This is a genomic window from Polaromonas sp. (assembly GCF_043778355.1).
Lineage (GTDB): Bacteria > Pseudomonadota > Gammaproteobacteria > Burkholderiales > Burkholderiaceae_C > Polaromonas.
In genome coordinates this window covers 1-18,880 of sequence record NZ_JAYWHI010000103.1, presented here as the reverse complement: position 1 = coordinate 18,880, position 18,880 = coordinate 1, and the positions used below count along the sequence as shown (strand labels likewise).

The 18,880-nt window shown below is 59.4% G+C and carries 26 protein-coding genes and 1 pseudogene; 14 read left to right on the top strand and 13 right to left on the bottom strand.

From position 1 onward, the window contains the following. From tuf to ACH2CW_RS15170, 13 genes and pseudogenes are all read left to right on the top strand, one after another. Positions 1-162, top strand: a pseudogene (gene tuf / locus ACH2CW_RS15230) (elongation factor Tu); the annotation flags it as partial. A gap of 25 nt (positions 163-187) precedes the next feature. Beyond that, entirely contained in the window at positions 188-502 is a 315-nt protein-coding gene (gene rpsJ, locus ACH2CW_RS15225) for a 30S ribosomal protein S10 (protein ID WP_007838118.1), read from the top strand. A gap of 204 nt (positions 503-706) precedes the next feature. After that, positions 707-1,387 (top strand): 50S ribosomal protein L3, encoded by a 681-nt coding sequence (gene rplC / locus ACH2CW_RS15220; protein WP_395059631.1) that lies wholly within the window; start codon positions 707-709, stop codon positions 1,385-1,387. Further along, positions 1,387-2,007 (top strand): 50S ribosomal protein L4, encoded by a 621-nt coding sequence (rplD, locus tag ACH2CW_RS15215; protein ID WP_395059629.1) that lies wholly within the window; start codon positions 1,387-1,389, stop codon positions 2,005-2,007. Before rplC ends, rplD begins: the two co-directional genes overlap by 1 nt. Further along, entirely contained in the window at positions 2,004-2,330 is a 327-nt protein-coding gene (rplW, locus tag ACH2CW_RS15210; RefSeq protein ID WP_395059627.1) for a 50S ribosomal protein L23, read from the top strand. The genes rplD and rplW overlap by 4 nt, the downstream gene beginning before the upstream one ends. A gap of 2 nt (positions 2,331-2,332) precedes the next feature. Next, a complete protein-coding gene (gene rplB / locus ACH2CW_RS15205) occupies positions 2,333-3,157 on the top strand; it encodes a 50S ribosomal protein L2 (protein ID WP_188709698.1) in 825 nt (274 codons plus the stop codon). Positions 3,158-3,166: 9 nt separating this feature from the next. Then, complete coding sequence (gene rpsS / locus ACH2CW_RS15200) at positions 3,167-3,445, top strand: 30S ribosomal protein S19 (protein WP_007866503.1); 279 nt, start codon at positions 3,167-3,169, stop codon at positions 3,443-3,445. 9 nt (positions 3,446-3,454) lie between these two features. Beyond that, positions 3,455-3,784 carry a 50S ribosomal protein L22 gene (rplV, locus tag ACH2CW_RS15195; protein ID WP_077593714.1) on the top strand — a complete coding sequence of 110 codons (330 nt, stop codon included), beginning with the start codon at positions 3,455-3,457 and terminating at the stop codon, positions 3,782-3,784. Positions 3,785-3,799: 15 nt separating this feature from the next. Continuing rightward, positions 3,800-4,735, top strand: a complete 936-nt coding sequence (rpsC, locus tag ACH2CW_RS15190; protein WP_395059623.1) for a 30S ribosomal protein S3 — start codon at positions 3,800-3,802, stop codon at positions 4,733-4,735. Between the two features lie 24 nt (positions 4,736-4,759). After that, positions 4,760-5,176, top strand: coding sequence for a 50S ribosomal protein L16 (rplP, locus tag ACH2CW_RS15185; RefSeq protein WP_077593716.1), 417 nt, complete (start codon positions 4,760-4,762; stop codon positions 5,174-5,176). Positions 5,177-5,187: 11 nt separating this feature from the next. Further along, on the top strand, positions 5,188-5,394 hold the full coding sequence (rpmC, locus tag ACH2CW_RS15180) for a 50S ribosomal protein L29 (protein WP_188709695.1): 207 nt from the start codon (positions 5,188-5,190) through the stop codon (positions 5,392-5,394). Next, positions 5,394-5,663 carry a 30S ribosomal protein S17 gene (gene rpsQ / locus ACH2CW_RS15175; protein WP_395059620.1) on the top strand — a complete coding sequence of 90 codons (270 nt, stop codon included), beginning with the start codon at positions 5,394-5,396 and terminating at the stop codon, positions 5,661-5,663. Before rpmC ends, rpsQ begins: the two co-directional genes overlap by 1 nt. Positions 5,664-5,806: 143 nt before the next feature. Then, on the top strand, positions 5,807-6,313 hold the full coding sequence (locus tag ACH2CW_RS15170; RefSeq protein ID WP_395059618.1) for a peroxiredoxin: 507 nt from the start codon (positions 5,807-5,809) through the stop codon (positions 6,311-6,313). 182 nt (positions 6,314-6,495) lie between these two features. Here ACH2CW_RS15170 and ACH2CW_RS15165 read toward each other — a convergent pair whose 3' ends face one another. Genes ACH2CW_RS15165 through ACH2CW_RS15145 form a run of 5 tightly spaced genes read right to left on the bottom strand, consistent with a single transcriptional unit; the run spans position 6,496 to position 9,303 of the window. After that, positions 6,496-6,981 (bottom strand): GNAT family N-acetyltransferase, encoded by a 486-nt coding sequence (locus ACH2CW_RS15165; RefSeq protein WP_395059616.1) that lies wholly within the window; start codon positions 6,979-6,981, stop codon positions 6,496-6,498. 56 nt (positions 6,982-7,037) lie between these two features. After that, positions 7,038-7,616 (bottom strand): YceI family protein, encoded by a 579-nt coding sequence (locus tag ACH2CW_RS15160; protein WP_395059614.1) that lies wholly within the window; start codon positions 7,614-7,616, stop codon positions 7,038-7,040. A 55-nt stretch (positions 7,617-7,671) separates the two neighbouring features. Continuing rightward, positions 7,672-8,220: a YceI family protein gene (locus ACH2CW_RS15155; RefSeq protein ID WP_395059612.1), complete on the bottom strand. Its 549-nt coding sequence runs from the start codon at positions 8,218-8,220 to the stop codon at positions 7,672-7,674. Positions 8,221-8,229: 9 nt separating this feature from the next. After that, a complete protein-coding gene (locus ACH2CW_RS15150; protein ID WP_395059610.1) occupies positions 8,230-8,775 on the bottom strand; it encodes a cytochrome b in 546 nt (181 codons plus the stop codon). Positions 8,776-8,820: 45 nt separating this feature from the next. After that, positions 8,821-9,303 carry a TlpA disulfide reductase family protein gene (locus tag ACH2CW_RS15145; RefSeq protein WP_395059637.1) on the bottom strand — a complete coding sequence of 161 codons (483 nt, stop codon included), beginning with the start codon at positions 9,301-9,303 and terminating at the stop codon, positions 8,821-8,823. 52 nt (positions 9,304-9,355) lie between these two features. On the opposite strand from ACH2CW_RS15145, the gene ACH2CW_RS15140 reads away from it, so the two are divergent. After that, on the top strand, positions 9,356-10,060 hold the full coding sequence (locus ACH2CW_RS15140) for a DUF4197 domain-containing protein (protein ID WP_395059608.1): 705 nt from the start codon (positions 9,356-9,358) through the stop codon (positions 10,058-10,060). Between the two features lie 115 nt (positions 10,061-10,175). On the opposite strand, the gene ACH2CW_RS15135 is transcribed toward ACH2CW_RS15140, so the two are convergent. From ACH2CW_RS15135 to ACH2CW_RS15100, 8 genes are all read right to left on the bottom strand, one after another. Further along, on the bottom strand, positions 10,176-10,952 hold the full coding sequence (locus ACH2CW_RS15135) for a hypothetical protein (RefSeq protein ID WP_395059606.1): 777 nt from the start codon (positions 10,950-10,952) through the stop codon (positions 10,176-10,178). Between the two features lie 77 nt (positions 10,953-11,029). After that, entirely contained in the window at positions 11,030-11,770 is a 741-nt protein-coding gene (locus tag ACH2CW_RS15130; protein WP_395059604.1) for a hypothetical protein, read from the bottom strand. Between the two features lie 260 nt (positions 11,771-12,030). Further along, positions 12,031-14,619 carry a chemotaxis protein CheB gene (locus tag ACH2CW_RS15125; RefSeq protein ID WP_395059602.1) on the bottom strand — a complete coding sequence of 863 codons (2,589 nt, stop codon included), beginning with the start codon at positions 14,617-14,619 and terminating at the stop codon, positions 12,031-12,033. Between the two features lie 74 nt (positions 14,620-14,693). Further along, on the bottom strand, positions 14,694-15,434 hold the full coding sequence (locus ACH2CW_RS15120) for a Crp/Fnr family transcriptional regulator (protein ID WP_395059635.1): 741 nt from the start codon (positions 15,432-15,434) through the stop codon (positions 14,694-14,696). A 35-nt stretch (positions 15,435-15,469) separates the two neighbouring features. Next, positions 15,470-16,054 carry a PAS domain S-box protein gene (locus ACH2CW_RS15115; RefSeq protein ID WP_395059600.1) on the bottom strand — a complete coding sequence of 195 codons (585 nt, stop codon included), beginning with the start codon at positions 16,052-16,054 and terminating at the stop codon, positions 15,470-15,472. A gap of 500 nt (positions 16,055-16,554) precedes the next feature. Next, positions 16,555-17,037 carry a hypothetical protein gene (locus ACH2CW_RS15110; protein WP_395059598.1) on the bottom strand — a complete coding sequence of 161 codons (483 nt, stop codon included), beginning with the start codon at positions 17,035-17,037 and terminating at the stop codon, positions 16,555-16,557. Next, positions 17,034-17,765, bottom strand: coding sequence for an alpha/beta fold hydrolase (locus tag ACH2CW_RS15105; RefSeq protein WP_395059596.1), 732 nt, complete (start codon positions 17,763-17,765; stop codon positions 17,034-17,036). Before ACH2CW_RS15105 ends, ACH2CW_RS15110 begins: the two co-directional genes overlap by 4 nt. Continuing rightward, positions 17,765-18,880, bottom strand: a 1,116-nt coding sequence (locus tag ACH2CW_RS15100) for a CaiB/BaiF CoA transferase family protein (protein ID WP_395059594.1), incomplete at its 5' end; no start/stop codon positions are given. The genes ACH2CW_RS15100 and ACH2CW_RS15105, both read right to left, overlap by 1 nt.

The window sequence follows — 18,880 nt, the reverse complement described above, 5'->3', positions numbered from 1 at the left end:
ATCGAGTTGCCAGAAGGCAAGGAAATGGTCATGCCAGGCGACAACGTGTCGATCACCGTCAAGCTGATCAACCCGATCGCCATGGAAGAAGGCCTGCGCTTTGCCATCCGCGAAGGCGGCAAAACCGTCGGCGCCGGTGTTGTGGCCAAGATCATCGCGTAATTCTGAAAATATTTAAGGAATTACCATGGCCACCAAGCAAAAAATCCGCATTCGCCTCAAAGCGTTTGACTACAAGCTGATCGACCAGTCGGCAGCCGAAATCGTCGACACCGCCAAGCGCACCGGCGCCATCGTCAAGGGCCCCGTGCCTCTGCCGACCCGCATGAAGCGTTTCGACATCCTGCGTTCGCCCCACGTCAACAAGACGAGCCGCGACCAGCTGGAAATTCGCACGCACCAGCGTCTGATGGACATCGTGGACCCGACGGACAAAACCGTTGACGCCCTGATGAAGCTCGACCTGCCTGCCGGCGTGGACGTCGAAATCAAGCTGCAATAAGCAAAATCGGGGTATCGGCAACAGCCGGCGCCCCAAAAAACCAGGTTTGAGCGCGGATTTGCCAACCGGCTAAGTCCGCGCTATACTCTTGGGCTGTCCTGAACGCGTGAAAGCGGGTTCAGGATGGTTTTATTAACAGTCTTTCACATCAAAACGTCTGCGGCCAATTGAAGTCGCAGCGGTGGAAGTTACGGAGAAAAAAGCATGAGTCTGAGCAACTCCCTCGGGTTGCTGGGTCGCAAGGTGGGCATGATGCGTCTGTTCACTGATGATGGGGATACCGTTCCTGTCACAGTGGTAGATGTGTCTAACAACCGCGTGACCCAGGTAAAAACCCAAGCAAATGACGGCTACGATGCCCTTCAAGTGGCATTTGGTGCGCGCAAAGCGTCGCGTATCACCAAGCCGGCCGCTGGCCACCTTGCGAAAGCAGGCGTAGAAGCCGGTGAAATCCTGAAAGAATTCCGCGTGACGGCTGACGTCGCAGGCAAATATGCCGCTGGTGCTGTTGTGCCCGCCGCTGAAGTGTTTGCCGTGGGCCAAAAGGTGGACGTGCAGGGCACCTCCATTGGTAAAGGCTTTGCCGGTACCATCAAGCGTCACAAGATGAGCTCGCAGCGCGCGTCGCACGGTAACAGCCGTTCGCACAACGTGCCCGGCTCCATCGGTATGGCGCAGGATCCTGGTCGTGTGTTTCCTGGTAAACGCATGACGGGTCACCTCGGTGATGTCACCAAGACCACGCAAAACCTCGACATCGTGCGTATTGACGAAGCCCGTCAACTGCTGATGATCCGCGGCGCCGTGCCTGGTTCCAAAGGTGGTTTTGTGACGGTTCGCGCCGCCATCAAGGCCAAACCAACCGCTGCCAAAGGAGCGAACTGATGCAGGTCGAACTCCTGAATGACCAAGGCCTGGTTTCGTCCAAAGTGGACGTGCCTGATACCGTGTTTGGTCGCGAATACAACGAAAGCCTGGTTCACCAGGTGGTCGTGGCCTTCCAGGCCAACGCCCGTCAAGGCACCCGTGCCCAGAAAGACCGTGAACAGGTCAAGCACTCGACGAAAAAGCCGTTCAAGCAAAAAGGCACTGGCCGCGCTCGCGCCGGTATGACTTCCTCCCCGCTGTGGCGCGGCGGCGGTCGTATTTTCCCGAACATGCCTGACGAAAACTTCACGCAGAAAATCAACAAGAAGATGTACCGCGCCGGCATGGCCTCCATCTTCTCCCAGCTGGCCCGTGAAGGCCGTCTGGCTGTGGTTGATTCGCTGACCGTGGACTCGCCCAAGACCAAGGTCCTGGCCGACAAGTTCAAGGCCATGAACCTCAAATCGGTGCTGGTGATCGCTGACGAAGTCGACGAAAACCTGTACCTGGCTTCCCGCAACCTGACCAACATTCTGGTGGTTGAGCCCCGTTACGCCGATCCGGTGTCGCTGGTTCACTTCAAGAAGGTTCTGGTCACCAAGGCTGCCATGGACAAACTCAAGGAGATGTTCGCATGAGCGCCGTGAACACCAAACCAAAATTCGACGAAGGCCGCCTGATGCAGGTGCTGGTCGCCCCCATCGTGTCTGAAAAAGCCACCATGGTCGCGGACAAGTCCAATGCCGTGCTGTTCAAGGTGCTGCAGGATGCCACCAAGCCTGAAATCAAGGCCGCTGTGGAGCTGATGTTCAAGGTGGACGTCAAGGCTGTTTCCGTACTCAACCAAAAAGGCAAAACCAAGCGTTTTGGCAAGGGCACTGGCCGCCGCGACAACATTCGCAAGGCCTATGTCACGCTGAAGCCCGGTCAAGAGCTGAACATCGGTGGGGAGGCTGCGTAATCATGGCTGTCATTAAAATGAAACCCACCTCCCCCGGCATGCGCGGGATGGTGAAGATTTCCCGGGATCACCTGCACAAGGGTGAGCCTTACGCGCCGCTGCTCGAGCCTCAGTTCCAGAAGTCCGGCCGTAACAACAACGGGCACATCACTGTTCGCCATAAAGGCGGCGGCCACAAGCACCACTACCGTGTGGTGGACTTCAAGCGCAACAAGGATGCCATCCCGGCCAAGGTCGAGCGTATTGAGTACGACCCCAACCGCACGGCCCACATTGCGCTGATCTGCTACGCCGACGGCGAGCGCGCTTACATCATCGCCCCGCGTGGCCTTGAAGTTGGCGCCACGCTGGTCAGCGGTGCCGAGGCCCCGATCCGTGTCGGCAACACCCTGCCGATCCGCAACATTCCTGTCGGCTCGACGATCCACTGCATCGAGATGCAAATCGGCAAAGGCGCGCAGATTGCCCGCTCCGCCGGTACATCGGCGACGCTGCTGGCCCGTGAAGGCACGTACGCCCAGGTGCGCATGCGCTCCGGTGAGGTTCGCAAGATCCACATCGAATGCCGCGCCACCATCGGCGAGGTCGCCAACGAAGAACACAGCCTGCGCCGTCTCGGCAAGGCCGGTGTCAAGCGCTGGATGGGTATCCGCCCGACCGTTCGCGGTGTGGTCATGAACCCGGTCGATCACCCACACGGTGGCGGCGAAGGCAAGACCGGCGAAGGTCGCCATCCTGTCGATCCATGGGGTAACCTGACCAAAGGCTACCGCACCCGCAACAACAAACGCACGCAAGTGATGATTGTTTCGCGTCGCAAGAAGTAAGGTTAAGCCATGACACGTTCACTCAAAAAAGGTCCCTTTGTCGACCACCATTTGGTAGCCAAGGCCGACAAGGCCGTTACCAACAAAGACAAAAAGCCGATCAAGACCTGGTCGCGCCGCTCCATGATCCTGCCCGAATTCATCGGCCTGACCATCGCCGTGCACAACGGCAAGCAGCACGTCCCTGTTTACATCACCGATCAAATGGTTGGCCACAAGCTGGGCGAGTTCGCACTCACCCGGACTTTCAAAGGTCACCCGGCTGACAAAAAAGTTGTGAGAAAGTAAGGAAAGACCATGGAAACACGTGCAACCCTCCGGGGCGTTCGTCTGTCGGTCGACAAGGGCCGTCTGGTCGCTGACCTGATCCGCGGCAAAAAAGTGGATCAGGCGCTCAACATCTTGAACTTCACGCAGAAAAAAGCTGCCGGAATCATCAAGAAGGTGGTCGAGTCTGCCATTGCCAACGCAGAACACAACGATGGCGCCGACATCGACGAGCTGAAGGTGAAAACCATCTACGTCGAGCAAGGCACCACCCTCAAGCGTTTCTCGGCGCGCGCCAAGGGCCGCGGCAACCGTATCAGCAAGCCCACGTGCCATGTGTACGTTGTGGTTGGCAATTAAGAAGGCAGACAGGATATGGGACAAAAAATCAACCCAACCGGGTTCCGCCTCGCGGTCAGCCGCAACTGGTCCAGCCGCTGGTACGCAAGCAACCGTGATTTCGCCGGCATGCTTGCCGAAGACATCAAGGTTCGCGAGTACCTCAAGGCCAAACTGAAGAACGCTGCGGTGTCGCGCGTTCTGATCGAGCGTCCTGCCAAGAACGCCCGCATCACGATTTTCTCAGCACGTCCAGGCGTTGTGATCGGCAAAAAAGGCGAAGACATCGAAGCGCTGAAAAAAGAACTGAGCCGCCAGCTGGGCGTGCCGGTCGCCGTGAACATCGAAGAAGTTCGCAAGCCTGAAATTGATGCCAAGCTGATCGCAGACAGCATCACCCAGCAGCTTGAAAAACGCATCATGTTCCGCCGTGCGATGAAGCGCGCCATGCAAAACGCCATGCGTCTGGGTGCCCTGGGCATCAAGATCATGTCGTCGGGCCGCCTGAACGGCATCGAGATCGCACGTTGCGAGTGGTACCGCGAAGGCCGCGTGCCCCTCCACACCCTGCGCGCCGACATCGACTACGGCACCTCTGAAGCCAAGACCACCTATGGTGTGATCGGCGTCAAGGTCTGGGTCTACAAGGGCGACAACCTGGGCCGTGGCGATTCGCCTGGCGCCAAGCTGGATGCCGCTCCTTCCGACGAAGAACGCAAGCCACGCGGCCCCCGCCGCGACGCGCGTCCTGGCGACCGCACGGACCGTCCGTCCGCACCCCGTGGAGCCGCACGCCCAGCGCGCGGCCCGGTCGGTGGTGTGAACACGGCCCCTGCAGACGGCAGCGACAAACCTGCAGAAGCAACGGGTGCCGCACCAGCGGCAGCCGGCGCCGATGCACCGAAAACCACCGTTAAGCGCGTCCGTAAAGCCGCGCCAGCTGCAGCAGCTGACGGTGCCAAGACCGAGTAATCGGTCTAACTACGGAGAATACAAATGCTGCAACCCGCGCGCAGAAAATACCGCAAAGAGCAAAAAGGCCGCAACACCGGCATCGCCACCCGAGGCAACTCGGTGGCATTCGGTGACTTCGGTCTCAAATGCACCGACCGTGGCCGTCTGACGGCCCGTCAAATCGAAGCCGCACGTCGTGCGATTTCCCGTCACGTCAAACGTGGCGGCCGTATCTGGATCCGTGTCTTCCCGGACAAGCCGATTTCCCAAAAGCCTGCTGAAGTGCGTATGGGTAACGGTAAAGGCAATCCCGAGTACTACGTGGCTGAAATCCAGCCCGGCAAGATCGTGTTTGAAATCGTCGGTGTGCCTGAAGAGCTGGCCCGCGAAGCGTTCCGCCTGGCGTCTGCCAAGCTGCCGCTGCGCACCACCTTCGTCAGCCGCATGATTGGCCAGTAAGGGAAATGACCATGACCAAATCTACTGAACTGCGCAAAAAAGACGTTGCCGGCCTGAAAACCGAAGTCAAAGAGCTGCAAAGAGCCCACTTCGGCCTGCGCATGCAAAAAGCCACGCAACAACTCACCAACACCGCCACGCTGCGTTCCGCACGCCGTGACATCGCTCGGGCCAAGACCATTCTGACCGAGACCAACGCCCGCAAAGGAGCGAAATAATGACGGAAGTTAAAAAATCCCTCAAGCGCACCCTGGTTGGCCGGGTGGTCAGCGACAAGCGCGCGAAAACCGTGACAGTGCTGGTTGAGCGTCGTGTCAAGCACGAGCTCTACGGCAAGATCGTCTCGTTGTCGAGCAAGTACCACGCGCATGACGAAAAGGGCGAGTACAAGACCGGCGACCTGATCGAGATCACCGAAAGCCGCCCGATCTCCAAAACCAAGAACTGGGTTGTGACCAAGTTGCTGGAAAAGGCTGCGGTCGTTTAAGTCTTACGGACTCGAGCTTTCCCCTCATCAAAAGCGGCCTCCTGTGGGCCGCTTTTGTTTTTGTCCCGCGCTTTGAAAGGCTTGGGACAATCGTTGAAAATGGCGGCTGAACCCGTTTATCAACAACCCTTGAGGAGCACACCATGATCAAAGTAGGCGACACCCTTCCCGCAGCCACGCTGATGGAATTTTCAGAAGTTGAAGGCAATGGTTGCAGCATCGGCCCGAATCCCATCGACGTGGCCAAGGCCAGCGCCGGCAAGACGATTGCACTGTTTGCTTTGCCCGGCGCTTTCACGCCGACCTGCTCCGCCAAACATGTGCCGGGCTACGTCGAGCAGGTCGAGGAATTCAAAAAAGCCGGCGTGGACGAGATCTGGTGTGTCAGCGTCAACGACGCGTTTGTCATGGGCGCCTGGGCGCGTGACCAGAAGACCGGAGGCAAGGTGCGCATGCTGGGCGACGGCAGCGCCGACTTCGCCAAGGCCACCGGCCTGACACTGGACCTGACGGCACGCGGCATGGGTGTGCGCAGCAACCGCTACTCGATGCTGGTCAAGGACGGCAAGGTTGCCGCGCTCAACGTCGAAGCACCGGGCAAGTTTGAAGTCAGCGACGCCACCACCTTGCTGGCCCAAGCCAAGGGTTGATCGCCCGAAGCGCGGTTGGTGCTCACGCGCCAGCGTGCAACCAGACAACTAAAAAAAGCCGCAGGTCGCGAGACTGGCGGCTTTTTTGTAGTTCGCTGGAGCCTGTGTGCTGTCGCCCACCGTCAAATTGCTATCAAAAAAAGAGCGGCTTACGCCCGCTGGACATGGGCTGATGCCGCTTTTTATTCCAGATCCACTTTCAGGTAGTGAGCGCCCGCTATCGGGTTATGGTAGTAGGGCGGGATGTCCTTGAAGCCCAAGTCTTCATAAAGCGCACGTGCCGCTTCCATGTCGCTGAGGGTGTCCAGCAGCACGCTGTGGTAACCGGCCACACGCGCGGCGTCCAGAATCGCCTCGGTCAGTTGCCGGCCCAGGCCAGAGCGGCGATGTGCCTGGCGCACATACAGGCGCTTCATTTCGGCAGCATTCGGGTAGTCCACAGTGTCGATGGGGCGCAGCGCGCAGCAGCCGGCGATCTCGCCATCCTGCATCGCCAGCAGCAGGCAGCCTTTCGGCGCGGCATAGTCGCCGGGCAGGTTCGCGAGTTCTTCGTCAAAGTTCTGGAAGCACAGGTCTATACCCAACTCCACCGCGTATTCCTGGAAGATGGCGCGCGTGGCAGCCAGCAAAGCGGGTGACGCAGGCGTAGGCACCTGTACAAGGGACATGATGGGGCGCAGCGGGTGTATGAGGCAGGGCAGCAACAGGGCTACCCGGGCGTGAACTACTGCTTGATTGCCTCGACCTGGATCGTGACCTTGATGTCGTCCGCGGCCGCGCGGTTGGCCAATCCCCAGTTGATGTCGAACTGACTGCGCTTGACGATGGTTTCAAAATCTCCGCCGCAGACTTCCCGCTTCAGGCTGGGATGGTCGAAACAGTTGAAAGCAGTCGCCTTAAGCACCGCTGGCTGAGTTTTCCCGCGAATGGTCAAGTTGCCTGCCACCTCGGTCACCTTGTCGCCTTCGAACTTGAACCTGTCACCGACGAACCGTGCCGTCGGGTGGTTGGCCGTATCGAAAAAGTCAGGGCTCTTCATGTGGTTGTTAAACGGCGCAACTCCGGTGTGGATTGAGTTCATGTCGAGAACGATGTCCGCCTTGCCCGTCTTTCCCGCCTTGTCAAGCGTGATCTCGCCATCAGTCTTTTCCCACTGCCCACGACTTGTTGACGTGCCGAAATGCTTGGCTTCCCAGATCGTACGGGTGTGATTGGGATCGATCTTGTAGGTTGCGGATTGCGCCCAAGCGCTGCCAGCGAAAATTCCAAAAACGGCGGTTGCCACAAGTAAGTGCTTATTCATCGATTTCTCCTTGGTACAAATGGTGCTAAAAAAAGCTGCACGGGGCCAGTCACGGCTACAGGCCTGACACTGCCAGTTTGAACTTCACCTGCACATCCGCAGCGACGATGGATGTGTCGGCCCAATCGCCCTCGCCAATCTTGAAATCCCCGCGCTTGATCGTGAAGCTACCTTGGGCCACAGACACGGCGCCTGTCTTTGCGAGCGTCACGGGAATGGACAATGGCTTCGAGATACCTTTGATACTGAGGTTCCCTGTAACATCAAATTTGCCGGCGCCAGCCGCCTTGATGCCGGTCGAGGTGAATGATGCGGTCGGAAATTTGGCGATGCCAAACCACTCGGCCTTCTTCAATTCCTTGACTGTGTCGGCGTCCCCCACCACCGCCGTGGAAAGATCGATCGACAGATTGATCTTTCCGGCCTCGGGCTTGGCGGGATCAAAACCAACTTGGGCGTCGAACTTGCCGAACTTGCCATCCAGCGGCACACCCATCTGCTTGACGACGAAGCTAATCTCGCTTTGCGCAGGTACTAACTTCTGCTGGGCCTGCGAGGCTGAGCATGCAAGTGCCAGGAGGGCAACGATGGGCAGAGTTTTCATAGCGCCCGATTATGCATTGCCTGAACGAACAGGCTTCATTCGGTGCAACAGGCCGTCCTTATCGAGAAAATGGTGCTTTATGACCGCCGCGAGATGCACCGCGATCAGCGCTGCCAATCCATAAGCAAGAAGCCGGTGAAGTAGCTTGAACTGGTCGGCCAGCTCGGCATCACGGCCGACCAAATCAGGAAGCGGAAGCACACCAAAGTAGACCACTGGAAATCCCGCAGCCGAGCTGTAAGCCCAGCCCGCCAGTGGAATCGCAAAGAAAAGGACATACATCATCCCGTGGCTGGCCCGCGCCAAATGCGCTTGCCAAGACGGCATCGGCAGCTCCGCCGGCGGACGATGGCTAAGCCGCCACAACAGGCGCAGGGCCGACAGGGTCAAAATGGAGATACCGGCCCATTTGTGCCAATTGAACTGCTTGACACGACCCGGCGAGAAGGGCAAGTCGACCATGTAGATGCCGAAGGACAGTTGCGCCAGGATCAGCAGCGCCAGCAGCCAGTGCATGACGATCGCCGTGGTGGTGTAACGCAGGATTCTTGACATAAAAAGTGGCTTGTCAGCGCGGGCTGGATGAGTTTTGGTCGCGAATCAAGTTTTTTGTTCGAGCAGTCGCTCGATTACCCGATCCAGGTCGGCGAAGTCGGGTTCCCCGACATAGCGCTTCACGATTCGACCACGCTTGTCGACGATGAAGGTGGTCGGCGTCAGCTGCACGTCGCCCCAAGCCTTGGCCACGGCGCCGGTGTTGTCGATGGCCACCTTGAAGGGAAGTTTGCGCGTCTCGGCGTAGTTGACAACGTAGCTGGGCGGGTCGTAACTCATGGCCACGGCTATCGTGTCATATCCCCTGGCCTTGAACTTGTCGTAAGTCGAAATGATTTTCGGCATCTCGGCCACGCAGGTGACGCAACTGGTGGCCCAGAAATTGACCAGCGTGACCTTGCCCTTCATGTCGGCGGTTTTCTGTGTGCTGCCGTCGAGCAGCACAAAGGTCGATTCAGGCGCCGCCTGCGCGCCACCGCAACCGGACAGCGCGGCAAGCGATGCCAATGCCAGCAAAGCGGCCAGCATGATCCGGCATACTGCAGTCGACACGGGGTTAAATTTCTGGAAGGTATTCATCATGCAACGTCGCAATTTTAACCAGGCCGGTCTCAGCGCACTGGGCATGCTGATCCTGGCCACCTACCAGCAGGCGCAGGCCCTGTCGCTGGGCGACCTGACCAACGCCGAAGCGTCCAATGGCCTGAAAACCGCCCTCGAAAAAGGCGCGCTGGCGGCCGTGGCCTTGCTGGGCAAGACAGATGGATTCCTCGGCAACCCGAAAGTTCGCATTCCCTTGCCGGGTTATCTTGAAGACGCGTCGAAATTGCTGAGAAACTTCGGCCAGGGCAAACGCATCGATGAGCTCGTCACGTCGATCAATCGCGCCGCCGAAGCCGCCGTGCCCATGGGCAAGGATCTGCTGGTCAGCGCCGTGCGCGCCATGAACGTCAATGACGCCAAAAACATCCTGCAGGGCGGCGACACCTCGGTTACCACCTTCTTTGCCGAAAAAACCCGCGAGCCGCTGGCGGTGAAGTTTTTGCCGGTGGTGACCCAGGCCACCGCCAAGGTGGGTCTGGCCAACAAATACAACGAGTTCGCCGGCAAGGCCGCAGGTTTTGGCCTGGTCAAAAAAGAAGACGCTAACATCCAGCAGTACGTGACCGGCAAATCGCTGGACGGGCTCTACCTGATCATTGGTGAGGAAGAAAAGAAAATTCGCCAGGACCCTGTCGGCACCGGCAGTGCGATCCTGAGGCGGGTGTTCGGCGCCATGAAATAAGAGGCAGGCGACTGGCTGTCCATGCCCAACCTCCTAAAACAGAGGTGGGCAAAAGTTTGAAGGTACGCTCACAATCCTTCTGGCAGCAAACAGGCTGCTGCCAAAACGCGTGAGCTCAGAATGCGTAACCCACCGAGAAGCCACCGCCCCAGTCAGGACTGCCGTCAGAAAAACCCTTCAACAGGTAAGCCTGTGTTTTCCATGTCTTGTTGAATTTATGCACGTAAAAGGCTGTCAGTTCGTTTTGCGCCGACCCTGTTGACGATGACTTCTGGCGATGATCGTAGGCGAAGCCCAAGCTGCTTTTTTCGTCCAGTTTGTACGTTGAACCGGCGTTGAAGCTGAATACATTTCTCAAAGGGACTGCAGTGGAGCTTCCCATGACGGTATAGCCGATGCCCCCAAAAAATGTGATCTGGTCGACCTTCTTATAGACATCCAGCAACACCGAATAGTCGTTCTCACCGGTGCCGAGGCCTTTGGCGCTGTCGCCTGTAGCAAATTTGATTTTGCCGGTGACGTCGGCGCCAGACTGAGAGGCGGCATCGTTGTAGAAGTTATAGGTTGCCGCTGCAACAATGTCTCCCAAGCCAGATGCCGTACGAACGGTTGTTGTAGTTCTCGAAGTTTTGCCGACGCCGACAATCACATCGGCGGGACCAGAGATGCGTACATAAGGAACACTGAGTTTGAGCGTCCAGGGCCCAGTATCGTAGGTGGCGGTTACTGGAATCGATGTGATGTCGGTCGATGTGGACGTGCCATATTTACCGGTGCTGTAGTTGACGCTGGTTCCTATGGTCAACGCCCCCGGCTCTGCTGCCCATCCTGCCTGACATACCAGCACCGCAGTGCTTGCAAACATGAATTTCGTATGCTTCTTGAACCCCATCGATGTACTCCTCCAAAACCAAAAAAACCCGAGCGGGCCGGTGTGGCACTCGCTCGGGGGCTGCTGACAAAATAAGATTATCGCTTGGGACGCTCAACACGTTCCGGGCGTTCGACCTTTTCAGGCCGTTCGATACGTTCCGGACGTTCCACTTTGTCTACACGTTCCACTTTCGCAACGCGTTCTACTTTGGCGATCCGATCGACTTTCGCCTCTTGGCCGGAGTTTGCCTTGTCGGCACGGGCCATTGGTTTTCCTTTGTCGTCGCTGGCTTGACGTTCAGTACCGGCTGCGCTCCTGTCGGTTTTTGATGCGCTGACTACCGCACCCAGGTTGAATCCAAGTGACTTTGCAATGGCACCCCAACCCTTGCCTTCACTTCTCAATTGCAAAACGCCAGACAGGGTGGTTGGACCAGTCGAGGTGGTGACGGTGCCGCCGTTAAGCGCAGCCTGCAACTGTACCGGCGTCGGGTCGGTGATGCCGAGCTTGGTCAATTCAGCCTGTGCGAGTGCGAGTGCTATGTTGACGTTACCGTAGCCGAGTTTGGAGGTCGCCGGCGTGAAGGTCGTAGAAGGAGTACCTGCGCTTCCTGACGTGCTGCTGCTGGAGGTCAGGGTGATGCTGCTTCCAGTACGCAGTCCGTCGACCAGGGCCGTGGCGTTCGCATTGGAGCCGGCAAACGTGCTGTAGGTGGTTGCCAATTGCGTGGCGGGTTTGGATGCCGTTGCGGGATCAGCTGCAAATGCCGAGGCCGCACCCAAGGCCAGTGCGACGCTCAACGTGATCAGTGACAGTGCATGTTTGGTGTTTACCATGGCGAATACTCCTTTGTCCTTAAGACGTTGAAATCCAATTTATGAACCGTGATTTGAAATTACCATGGTTCAATGCGATGATGTCCTGGAACTACATCCGGATACTATTTTTGCGCGTTGTAAAGTGACTTACTGTCGGTTGAGCGCGCTGATGTAAGTCAGCGAAAGCCGATAGTTTGTGTTCGCTTTTCTTGGGCAAGCACGGCGCGCGCGATTGCTGCTTCGGTCTGGTCGAAAAAAGACGATGCCAATATCCGCGATCACTCGGCCTGGTCCTTGCGCAGTCTGGACTCCAGTTCCTTGGTCTCGGTGATATCCACAAAGGTGATGACGGCCCCGTCAATCACATTGTCGATGCGGCGGTAGGGCATGATGCGCACCGAAAACCAGCGCGCGTCGCTGGTGAAAATCTGCTTCTCTGAAAACACCAGGGTACGCAGGGTCTCGTTCGTGTCGTCCTGAAGCGTCGGGTACTGCAGGCTGGTGGTGAGGTCGCTCAAGGGCCGGCCAATGTCGCTTTCCCGCAGGCTGATGATCTTCGAGGCCCGCTCGGTATAACGCCGGACGTTCAATTTTTTGTCCAGAAACAGCATGGCGATATCCGTGCTGTTGAGCAGGTTTTTCAAGTCGCTCTGCGCCAGCGCCAGATCATCCAGTTTGGACTGCATCTCGGCGTTGATGGTTTGCAGCTCTTCATTCATCGACTGCATTTCTTCTTTGGAGGTGGTGAGCTCTTCGTTGGCTGACTGAAGCTCTTCATTGGTGGACTGCAATTCCTCGTTGGCTGACTGCAGCTCTTCCTTGGAGGCGCGGGTTTCCTCGCGCAGGGTCTGGATTTCATCGCGGCACTGCTGCACCTCGGCTGCATGGGCGGCCTCCAGGGCGGTTTGGGCTTTACGCCGGCCGGTTGGCGCTGCAGCCACATCGCGGAACACGATCATCAGCATGCCTTGCAGGGCGGCTGGCTCGCGGATGGTCTGCACGGTGACGTCAACAATCTGCGCGACCCCGGACAGTTGAGTGCGCAAGTGAGGCAACTGGACTGCTTCCGACTGGGTGGCCGCAAGCTTCAGGGCTTCGGCCAGGGGCGCGCGCAAGCCTTCACGCACCATGGCGTGAAAGTTCCAGTTGGCTTTGCCGGCCGCAGGTTCCAGGTACTTGCCGGTCCGTCCACTGATGTAAATGATGTCGCCAGTGCTGTTGACCACCACGGCCGGCGGCGCATAAACCTGAAGCAATACCCGGTCGGCTGCTGTTTGCAGGTTTTCCATGGCGGTTGAATCGGGGGCAGAAGGTGGCGGCATGGGAAGTTCCTTTTTGATCCTGGACAGCGGTGGAAGTGAGGTGAGCAGAAAGTCCGGGGTGTTGGCCCCGGTACTGTCCTGACGCAGGTACAGCCGCAACTTTGATTCGAGCGGGATGAACAGCTGGTTGAAGCGCCCCACGGTCTCCGAGCTTCCCAGCAGCATCACCCCGCCGGGCTTCAGGCTGTAATGAAACAGGGGCAGCAGCCGACGTTGCAGTGCCGCGTCAAAATATATCATCAGGTTGCGGCAGGACAGCAGGTCAAGCTTGGTAAATGGCGGGTCGAGTATGACGTCGTGCTGCGCAAAGAGCACCATGTCGCGAATACGTTTGCCGATGCGGTAGCTGCCGTTGTGCGGGGTAAAAAATTGCGCAAGGCGCCCCGGTGAAACCGTGTCGCTGATGGAGGAAGGGTATTGCCCGCGGCGCGCGGTGGCAATCGCGTCGGAGCTTAAATCAGAGGCAAAAATCTGAAGCTCGCAATCGCGGTATTTCGGCAGGCGCTCTGTCGCCTCGGTAAACACCATGGCCAGCGAGTACGCCTCCTCACCCGTAGAGCAGCCTATGACCCAGGCGCGCAATTTGTCGCCGGGCGCGCGGCGTGCAAGCAGTTCTGGCAAGGTGACGCTGGCCAGTTGCTGCCAGACAGGTCCATCGCGAAAAAAACTGGTGACGCCAATCAGCAGCTCCTTGAACAGCAAGTCCACCTCCTGCATGTTGTGCTGCAAAAATTCGGCGTACAGCGCGGGAGTTGCCAGCCCATGGATGGCCATGCGGCGCTCTATCCTGCGGTGTACGGTATTGGGCTTGTAATTCGAAAAGTCGTGTCGCGTTCGGGCCTGCAGTAGTTTGAAAATCTCTTCCAGTGGGCTTCCCTGCGCGTCAGCGTGCGACGTGCTGCCGTTATGGTCCGGGGCATCGGTTTTGGTGTGTTCCGGCAGCCGGGCGATGTAGTTGAGGATGTGGCTGGGCAAGGCCGCTGGTGGCGCGATGAAGTCGACACAACCAGACGCAATGGCACTGTGTGGCATGGAATCAAACTGTGCCGTGTCTGGCTGCTGCACGAGGATCAGACCCCCCACCGCCTTGATGGCCTGCAAACCCAGCGTACCGTCAGACCCCATGCCCGACAGCACCACAGCGATGGCACGCTCTCCCTGGGCGCTGGCCAGCGAAGAAAACAGAATATTGATGGGCAGTCGCATGCCACGCGGCTCGGACGGCGTGGCCAGACGCAGCAGGCCGCCATTCAGGCTGAGCTCGGTGTTGGGTGGAATCACATACACCTGGTTGGGCGCGACCCGCCCGCCGTTTTTTGCCTCCCGCACCGGCATGGACGTGACCCGCTGCAGCAGCTCTGCCAGCATGGCTTTTTGTGTCGGGTCCAGGTGTTGCACCACCATAAAGGCCATGCCGGTGTCGGGCGGCGTCTGCGCCAAAAATTCTTCCAGCGCGGCCAGACCGCCGGCGGACGCACCGATACCGACAATGCGTACTGCCTCTAGCAGGGGGTCGGCCGGGTCGACTGGTACCGCAGAAGTCATAAGCTGCTTAGTATGCGCTGAACGGTTTGTCTGGCGTGTTGTGGGTGGGCAGGGCCGCCCCGCAGTAAGCTGCCTCAGCTTGCCGGCCGGTCGGGCAGAAGTCGGTCCGTTTCCCGTTTGACCACCTGGTAACATTCACAGGCCCTGGCCAACACGCCGTCGCGGTTCAGTACGCTGATGTGGCCGCGGGTGTAGGCAATCAGTCCCAGCTCGCGCAACGCGCCGGCCGCCTCGGAAATCCCCTCCCGCCGCACACCCAGCATGCCGGCAATGACATCATGGGTGGCCGCCAGACTGGGTTTGTCCAGGCGATCCATACATGTCAGCAGCCAGGAGCACAGATGCTGCTCCACCACATGGTGGCGGTTGCATACCGCAGTCTGGGCCATTTGCGTCACCAGCGACTGCGTGTAGCGCAGCAGCAGGCGCATGACCGGGCCGCTGCGATCAAATTCCGCTTTCAGGCTTGCTGCCGGAATTCTGAAGGCTTGGCCGGGGGTCAACACCTCTGCGCGGCCCGGCGGCGGCGCTCCGCCCATGAAGGCCGTCACCCCGACAACGCCCTCGCGGCCCACCACCGCCACCTTGGTTGCATGGCCATCCTCCAGCGGGAGCAGCAGCGTGACGATGATGTCGGCAGGAAAATACAGGTGCGTCAAATCGGTGCGCAGGTCGTACAGCACGTCGCCGGCGTTGAGCGTGACGATTTGCATATCCGGCGAAAGTCGCCCCAACGCGTCGTCCGGCATGACCGCCAGCAAACGGTTGGACCGCAGCGTGGCGCGCGACAGGCACGAGGACGGCTGGGTGGGCATTCCAGGCTCAGTCAGCTTGAAGTCAAGGGGGGGGCTCATGCCTGCAGGTCGGTTGTGTTGACATCGCTTGTTTCGATGACAACCACCAAGCAGTTTTGTCCGCGAGGTGATGCGTTCGCCAGCACCTGCAGCCACCCCGACGCGGCCGCTCCGCCGGCCTGCGCTTTGCAACTTTGGCGGCCACTGCTGCTGCGCGCCTGTTCCAGCAGAGCCCGCAATGCGGGTCCGCTGGCGGGCGCTACCAGACTGTCGATGCTGCGGCCTGCCAGGTCATCACGCCCGACGCCCAGCATTCGCGCACCCGCGAGATTTCCTTCGATGATCCGGCCCGCGCCGTCTACCGTGAAATACGCAAGCGGCGCGAATTCGTAAAGTTCAGCGTAATGGCCAGCCAGTTGCTCGAGCTCCCGGCGATCTTCTTCCATGTGTTCATGCTGCAGATCAAGTTCCACCTGGTGCACTTGCAGTTCGTGCAGCAGCTTGAGCGCGTCGCCGGCAGTGTCCGGGTTACTGGAAAGACCGTGCAGCAGCGTCAGTGCGGCTGTACCGATGGTCCAGCCTCGGGTTCCAGGTGCGATGCCTGCCTGGAGCTTGACTTCTGCGTTTTGACGCAGCGCCATGTGGCTGCGTGTTTCGTTGTTAGTGGTGGTCATCCGGCCTCCGGGGTGTTGCGGGGATCAGGAATCATCGTACAGCGTTGAAAGCCAGGCACCTAAACCGGTTGGCCTTCTTCCATGACCGAGGCCCCGGTTTTGCCGCGGTCAGTGACGGTGCGCAGCAGGCATCCCGGAAACCATTTCAACCAGGTCGTCACCTCCATGCGTAGGTTTGCTATCTCTTTGATAGCTGCTCGGGTCCAATCGGCGTGAGCTACCACGCCATTTTGTGCCTAAAACACAGGCAAATTCTCCCGGCGCCTATGGCCTCGCCGACTTTTTGATGCCAAATCGGCCTCCAGCCCCTGTCTGGAAAGCGTCAGCAGCTATCAAATAAGGAGCAAATTGAGCCGTCCCTCGAGCTTCATCTGGCTTGATTGTCATCCCGGCCTTGAGCCGGGATCCATCTCATGCAGCCTACCCGTGGTGATGGATGGCGGATCAGGTCCGCCATGACATGCCAGTCAGCCTTTGCTGCCCAGCGCCTTGCGCGCGGTGGCCAGCCGCTCTTCCAGGTAAGCGCCGTAAAAGTCGTTGGAGCCCAGGCCAACCAGGCGTTCGGCAATCTCCTGACCCTGCGGACCGAGAAACAGCACGGTCGGCGTGAAGCCGGCTTTCCAGGCCGCGATCTGCGCGGCGGCTGTGGTCGCCTTGCCGTCGAAGCCGACCAGCGGCGCGGTCTTGTCGCTGATGTTGAGCTGCCAGGCGTGCAGGCCGCCATCGCGCTGCGCCGGCAGCAGGTAATTGCGCCGCACCACTTCGCAGTAGGGGCAACCGGGTAGGCTGACCAGGATCACCAGCGGCTCTTTTTTGGCGGCGGCAGTTTGCGCGGCGCCCGGCAGCGAGACCGGAATCGGCAGCGCCGTGTCTTTGGCCTGCGCCACAGTTGGCAGCAACAGGCCACCCGCGAGTGCGGCGGTGAACTGGCGGCGCTGCAGCGTAGTCATTTTGCGCAGTCCAAGAGGATTTTCGTCAGCGCAGCGGGCTCGCTGATCATCGGGTCGTGGCCGGTTTTGATCTCGACGATGTTGGCGTTGGGCAGCCAGGCGCCATCCCAAAATTTGGCGTCCTTCACGCGCAGGCGGCTGGGCTCGATGGTGCCTAACGCCGGTTGTGTGCAGTTGACAAAAGTGCGCGGTATCGCCGCGACGCGTTTGACGTCAAAGTCCAGCGGCGCCTGGTAGGTATTGCCGGGGTGCGGCGTCTGCCGGCGTTTGACCCAGGCGTGGTCGGCATCCTGCAGGCCAAACACTTCCGGGTCGGGCGGCGGAAAGCTGAAACGTGTTGAGGCTTGCGCCGCCGACAGGCGCTGCTGCTGCACGGCCGCCGACTGGGTGCTGCTCCAGCTTTCGCCGGGCTTGGGCACCACCGCATCGACGTACACGAGGTGTTTCAAATGCTTTCCCTGCCGGTCTGCGACTGCCGTGCCAATCATGCCGGCGTAGGAGTGCACGGCCAGGATCACGTCATGCAATTCTTCCACCTCGATGGCGCTGATCACGTCGTCGATGTGGGTGTCCAGCGTGATCGCGGGCGAGAGCAGGTGCTCGCGTTCGCCCAGGCCGGTCAGCGTAACGGCATGTACGCGATGGCCCTGCTGCTGCAAGAGCGCGGTCACGCGTTGCCAGCACCAGCCGCCGTGCCAGGCGCCATGCACCAGAACAAAATTGGCCATCAGATCACCTCTTTGCGTTTCAGGTCAGACAGTTGCGCGTCGGAGTAGTTCAACACACCGCGTAACACCTCGTCAGTGTGCTGGCCCAGCAGCGGCGGCGGCAGGTCGGTACGCACCGGCGTGGCGCTCAGTTTGATCGGGCTGGACACCAGCCGCAAATCGTTTTTGATGGGATGGTCCCACTGCGTGACCATGCCGCGTTCGTTAACCTGCGGGTCGGCAAACACCTCACCCAGATGGTTGATCGCGCCACAGGGCACCTTGGCCGCTTCCAGCGCGGCCAGCCAGTCGGCTTTGGTGCGCGTTTTCATCACGCTTTCCAGTATCGGCACCAGCTTGTCGCGGTTGAGGACACGGTCGCGGTTTTTTGTGTACTGCGGATCGCTCGCCAGTTCGGGCCGGCCCGCCACCGCGCAGAACTTGGCGTACTGACTGTCGTTGCCGACGGCGAGGATCAAATGATCCTTGGCTCCATCGGCGGCGGGCGCGACCTCGAACACCTGGTAAGGCACGATGTTCTGGTGCGCATTGCCGGCGCGGCCCGGCACCTTGCCGCTGACCAGGTAGTTGGCGCCCAGGTTCGCCAGCATGGCGACCTGGGTATCCAGCAGCGCCATGTCCACCTGCTGGCCTTCGCCGGTTTTTTCGGCATGGCGCAGCGCCGCGAGAATCGCCACGGTGGCGTACATGCCGGTCATCAAATCCGACACCGCCACACCCACCTTCTGTGGCCCGCCGCCCAGATCGTCACGCTCACCCGTCACACTCATCAGCCCGCCCATCCCCTGAATGGCGTAGTCATAACCCGCGCGTTCGGCATACGGCCCGGTCTGACCGAAACCAGTGACCGAACAATAAACCAGTTTGGGGTTCAGCACCTTGAGCGAGGCATAGTCCAGCCCATACCGCGCCATGTCGCCGACCTTGAAGTTCTCGACAAACACATCGCAGTGCGCCACCAGCTCGCGGATCAGCGCGGCGCCCTCGGGCTTGGCAATGTCACACGTCAATGACCGCTTGTTGCGGTTCGTGCCCAGGTAATACGCCGCTTCGGCCGTATCGGCACCGGTGCTGTCCTGCAAAAACGGCGGCCCCCAGGTACGCGTATCGTCGCC

What these genes read in the sequence shown, in the direction of transcription:
- rpsJ (WP_007838118.1), top strand. Translation starts at nt 188, where the DNA reads ATGGCCACCAAGCAAAAAATCCGCATTCGCCTCAAAGCGTTTGACTAC.
- rplC (WP_395059631.1), top strand. Translation starts at nt 707, where the DNA reads ATGAGTCTGAGCAACTCCCTCGGGTTGCTGGGTCGCAAGGTGGGCATG.
- rplD (WP_395059629.1), top strand. Translation starts at nt 1,387, where the DNA reads ATGCAGGTCGAACTCCTGAATGACCAAGGCCTGGTTTCGTCCAAAGTG.
- rplW (WP_395059627.1), top strand. Translation starts at nt 2,004, where the DNA reads ATGAGCGCCGTGAACACCAAACCAAAATTCGACGAAGGCCGCCTGATG.
- rplB (WP_188709698.1), top strand. Translation starts at nt 2,333, where the DNA reads ATGGCTGTCATTAAAATGAAACCCACCTCCCCCGGCATGCGCGGGATG.
- rpsS (WP_007866503.1), top strand. Translation starts at nt 3,167, where the DNA reads ATGACACGTTCACTCAAAAAAGGTCCCTTTGTCGACCACCATTTGGTA.
- rplV (WP_077593714.1), top strand. Translation starts at nt 3,455, where the DNA reads ATGGAAACACGTGCAACCCTCCGGGGCGTTCGTCTGTCGGTCGACAAG.
- rpsC (WP_395059623.1), top strand. Translation starts at nt 3,800, where the DNA reads ATGGGACAAAAAATCAACCCAACCGGGTTCCGCCTCGCGGTCAGCCGC.
- rplP (WP_077593716.1), top strand. Translation starts at nt 4,760, where the DNA reads ATGCTGCAACCCGCGCGCAGAAAATACCGCAAAGAGCAAAAAGGCCGC.
- rpmC (WP_188709695.1), top strand. Translation starts at nt 5,188, where the DNA reads ATGACCAAATCTACTGAACTGCGCAAAAAAGACGTTGCCGGCCTGAAA.
- rpsQ (WP_395059620.1), top strand. Translation starts at nt 5,394, where the DNA reads ATGACGGAAGTTAAAAAATCCCTCAAGCGCACCCTGGTTGGCCGGGTG.
- ACH2CW_RS15170 (WP_395059618.1), top strand. Translation starts at nt 5,807, where the DNA reads ATGATCAAAGTAGGCGACACCCTTCCCGCAGCCACGCTGATGGAATTT.
- ACH2CW_RS15165 (WP_395059616.1), bottom strand. Translation starts at nt 6,981, where the DNA reads ATGTCCCTTGTACAGGTGCCTACGCCTGCGTCACCCGCTTTGCTGGCT.
- ACH2CW_RS15160 (WP_395059614.1), bottom strand. Translation starts at nt 7,616, where the DNA reads ATGAATAAGCACTTACTTGTGGCAACCGCCGTTTTTGGAATTTTCGCT.
- ACH2CW_RS15155 (WP_395059612.1), bottom strand. Translation starts at nt 8,220, where the DNA reads ATGAAAACTCTGCCCATCGTTGCCCTCCTGGCACTTGCATGCTCAGCC.
- ACH2CW_RS15150 (WP_395059610.1), bottom strand. Translation starts at nt 8,775, where the DNA reads ATGTCAAGAATCCTGCGTTACACCACCACGGCGATCGTCATGCACTGG.
- ACH2CW_RS15145 (WP_395059637.1), bottom strand. Translation starts at nt 9,303, where the DNA reads ATGCTGGCCGCTTTGCTGGCATTGGCATCGCTTGCCGCGCTGTCCGGT.
- ACH2CW_RS15140 (WP_395059608.1), top strand. Translation starts at nt 9,356, where the DNA reads ATGCAACGTCGCAATTTTAACCAGGCCGGTCTCAGCGCACTGGGCATG.
- ACH2CW_RS15135 (WP_395059606.1), bottom strand. Translation starts at nt 10,952, where the DNA reads ATGGGGTTCAAGAAGCATACGAAATTCATGTTTGCAAGCACTGCGGTG.
- ACH2CW_RS15130 (WP_395059604.1), bottom strand. Translation starts at nt 11,770, where the DNA reads ATGGTAAACACCAAACATGCACTGTCACTGATCACGTTGAGCGTCGCA.
- ACH2CW_RS15125 (WP_395059602.1), bottom strand. Translation starts at nt 14,619, where the DNA reads ATGACTTCTGCGGTACCAGTCGACCCGGCCGACCCCCTGCTAGAGGCA.
- ACH2CW_RS15120 (WP_395059635.1), bottom strand. Translation starts at nt 15,434, where the DNA reads ATGCCCACCCAGCCGTCCTCGTGCCTGTCGCGCGCCACGCTGCGGTCC.
- ACH2CW_RS15115 (WP_395059600.1), bottom strand. Translation starts at nt 16,054, where the DNA reads ATGGCGCTGCGTCAAAACGCAGAAGTCAAGCTCCAGGCAGGCATCGCA.
- ACH2CW_RS15110 (WP_395059598.1), bottom strand. Translation starts at nt 17,037, where the DNA reads ATGACTACGCTGCAGCGCCGCCAGTTCACCGCCGCACTCGCGGGTGGC.
- ACH2CW_RS15105 (WP_395059596.1), bottom strand. Translation starts at nt 17,765, where the DNA reads ATGGCCAATTTTGTTCTGGTGCATGGCGCCTGGCACGGCGGCTGGTGC.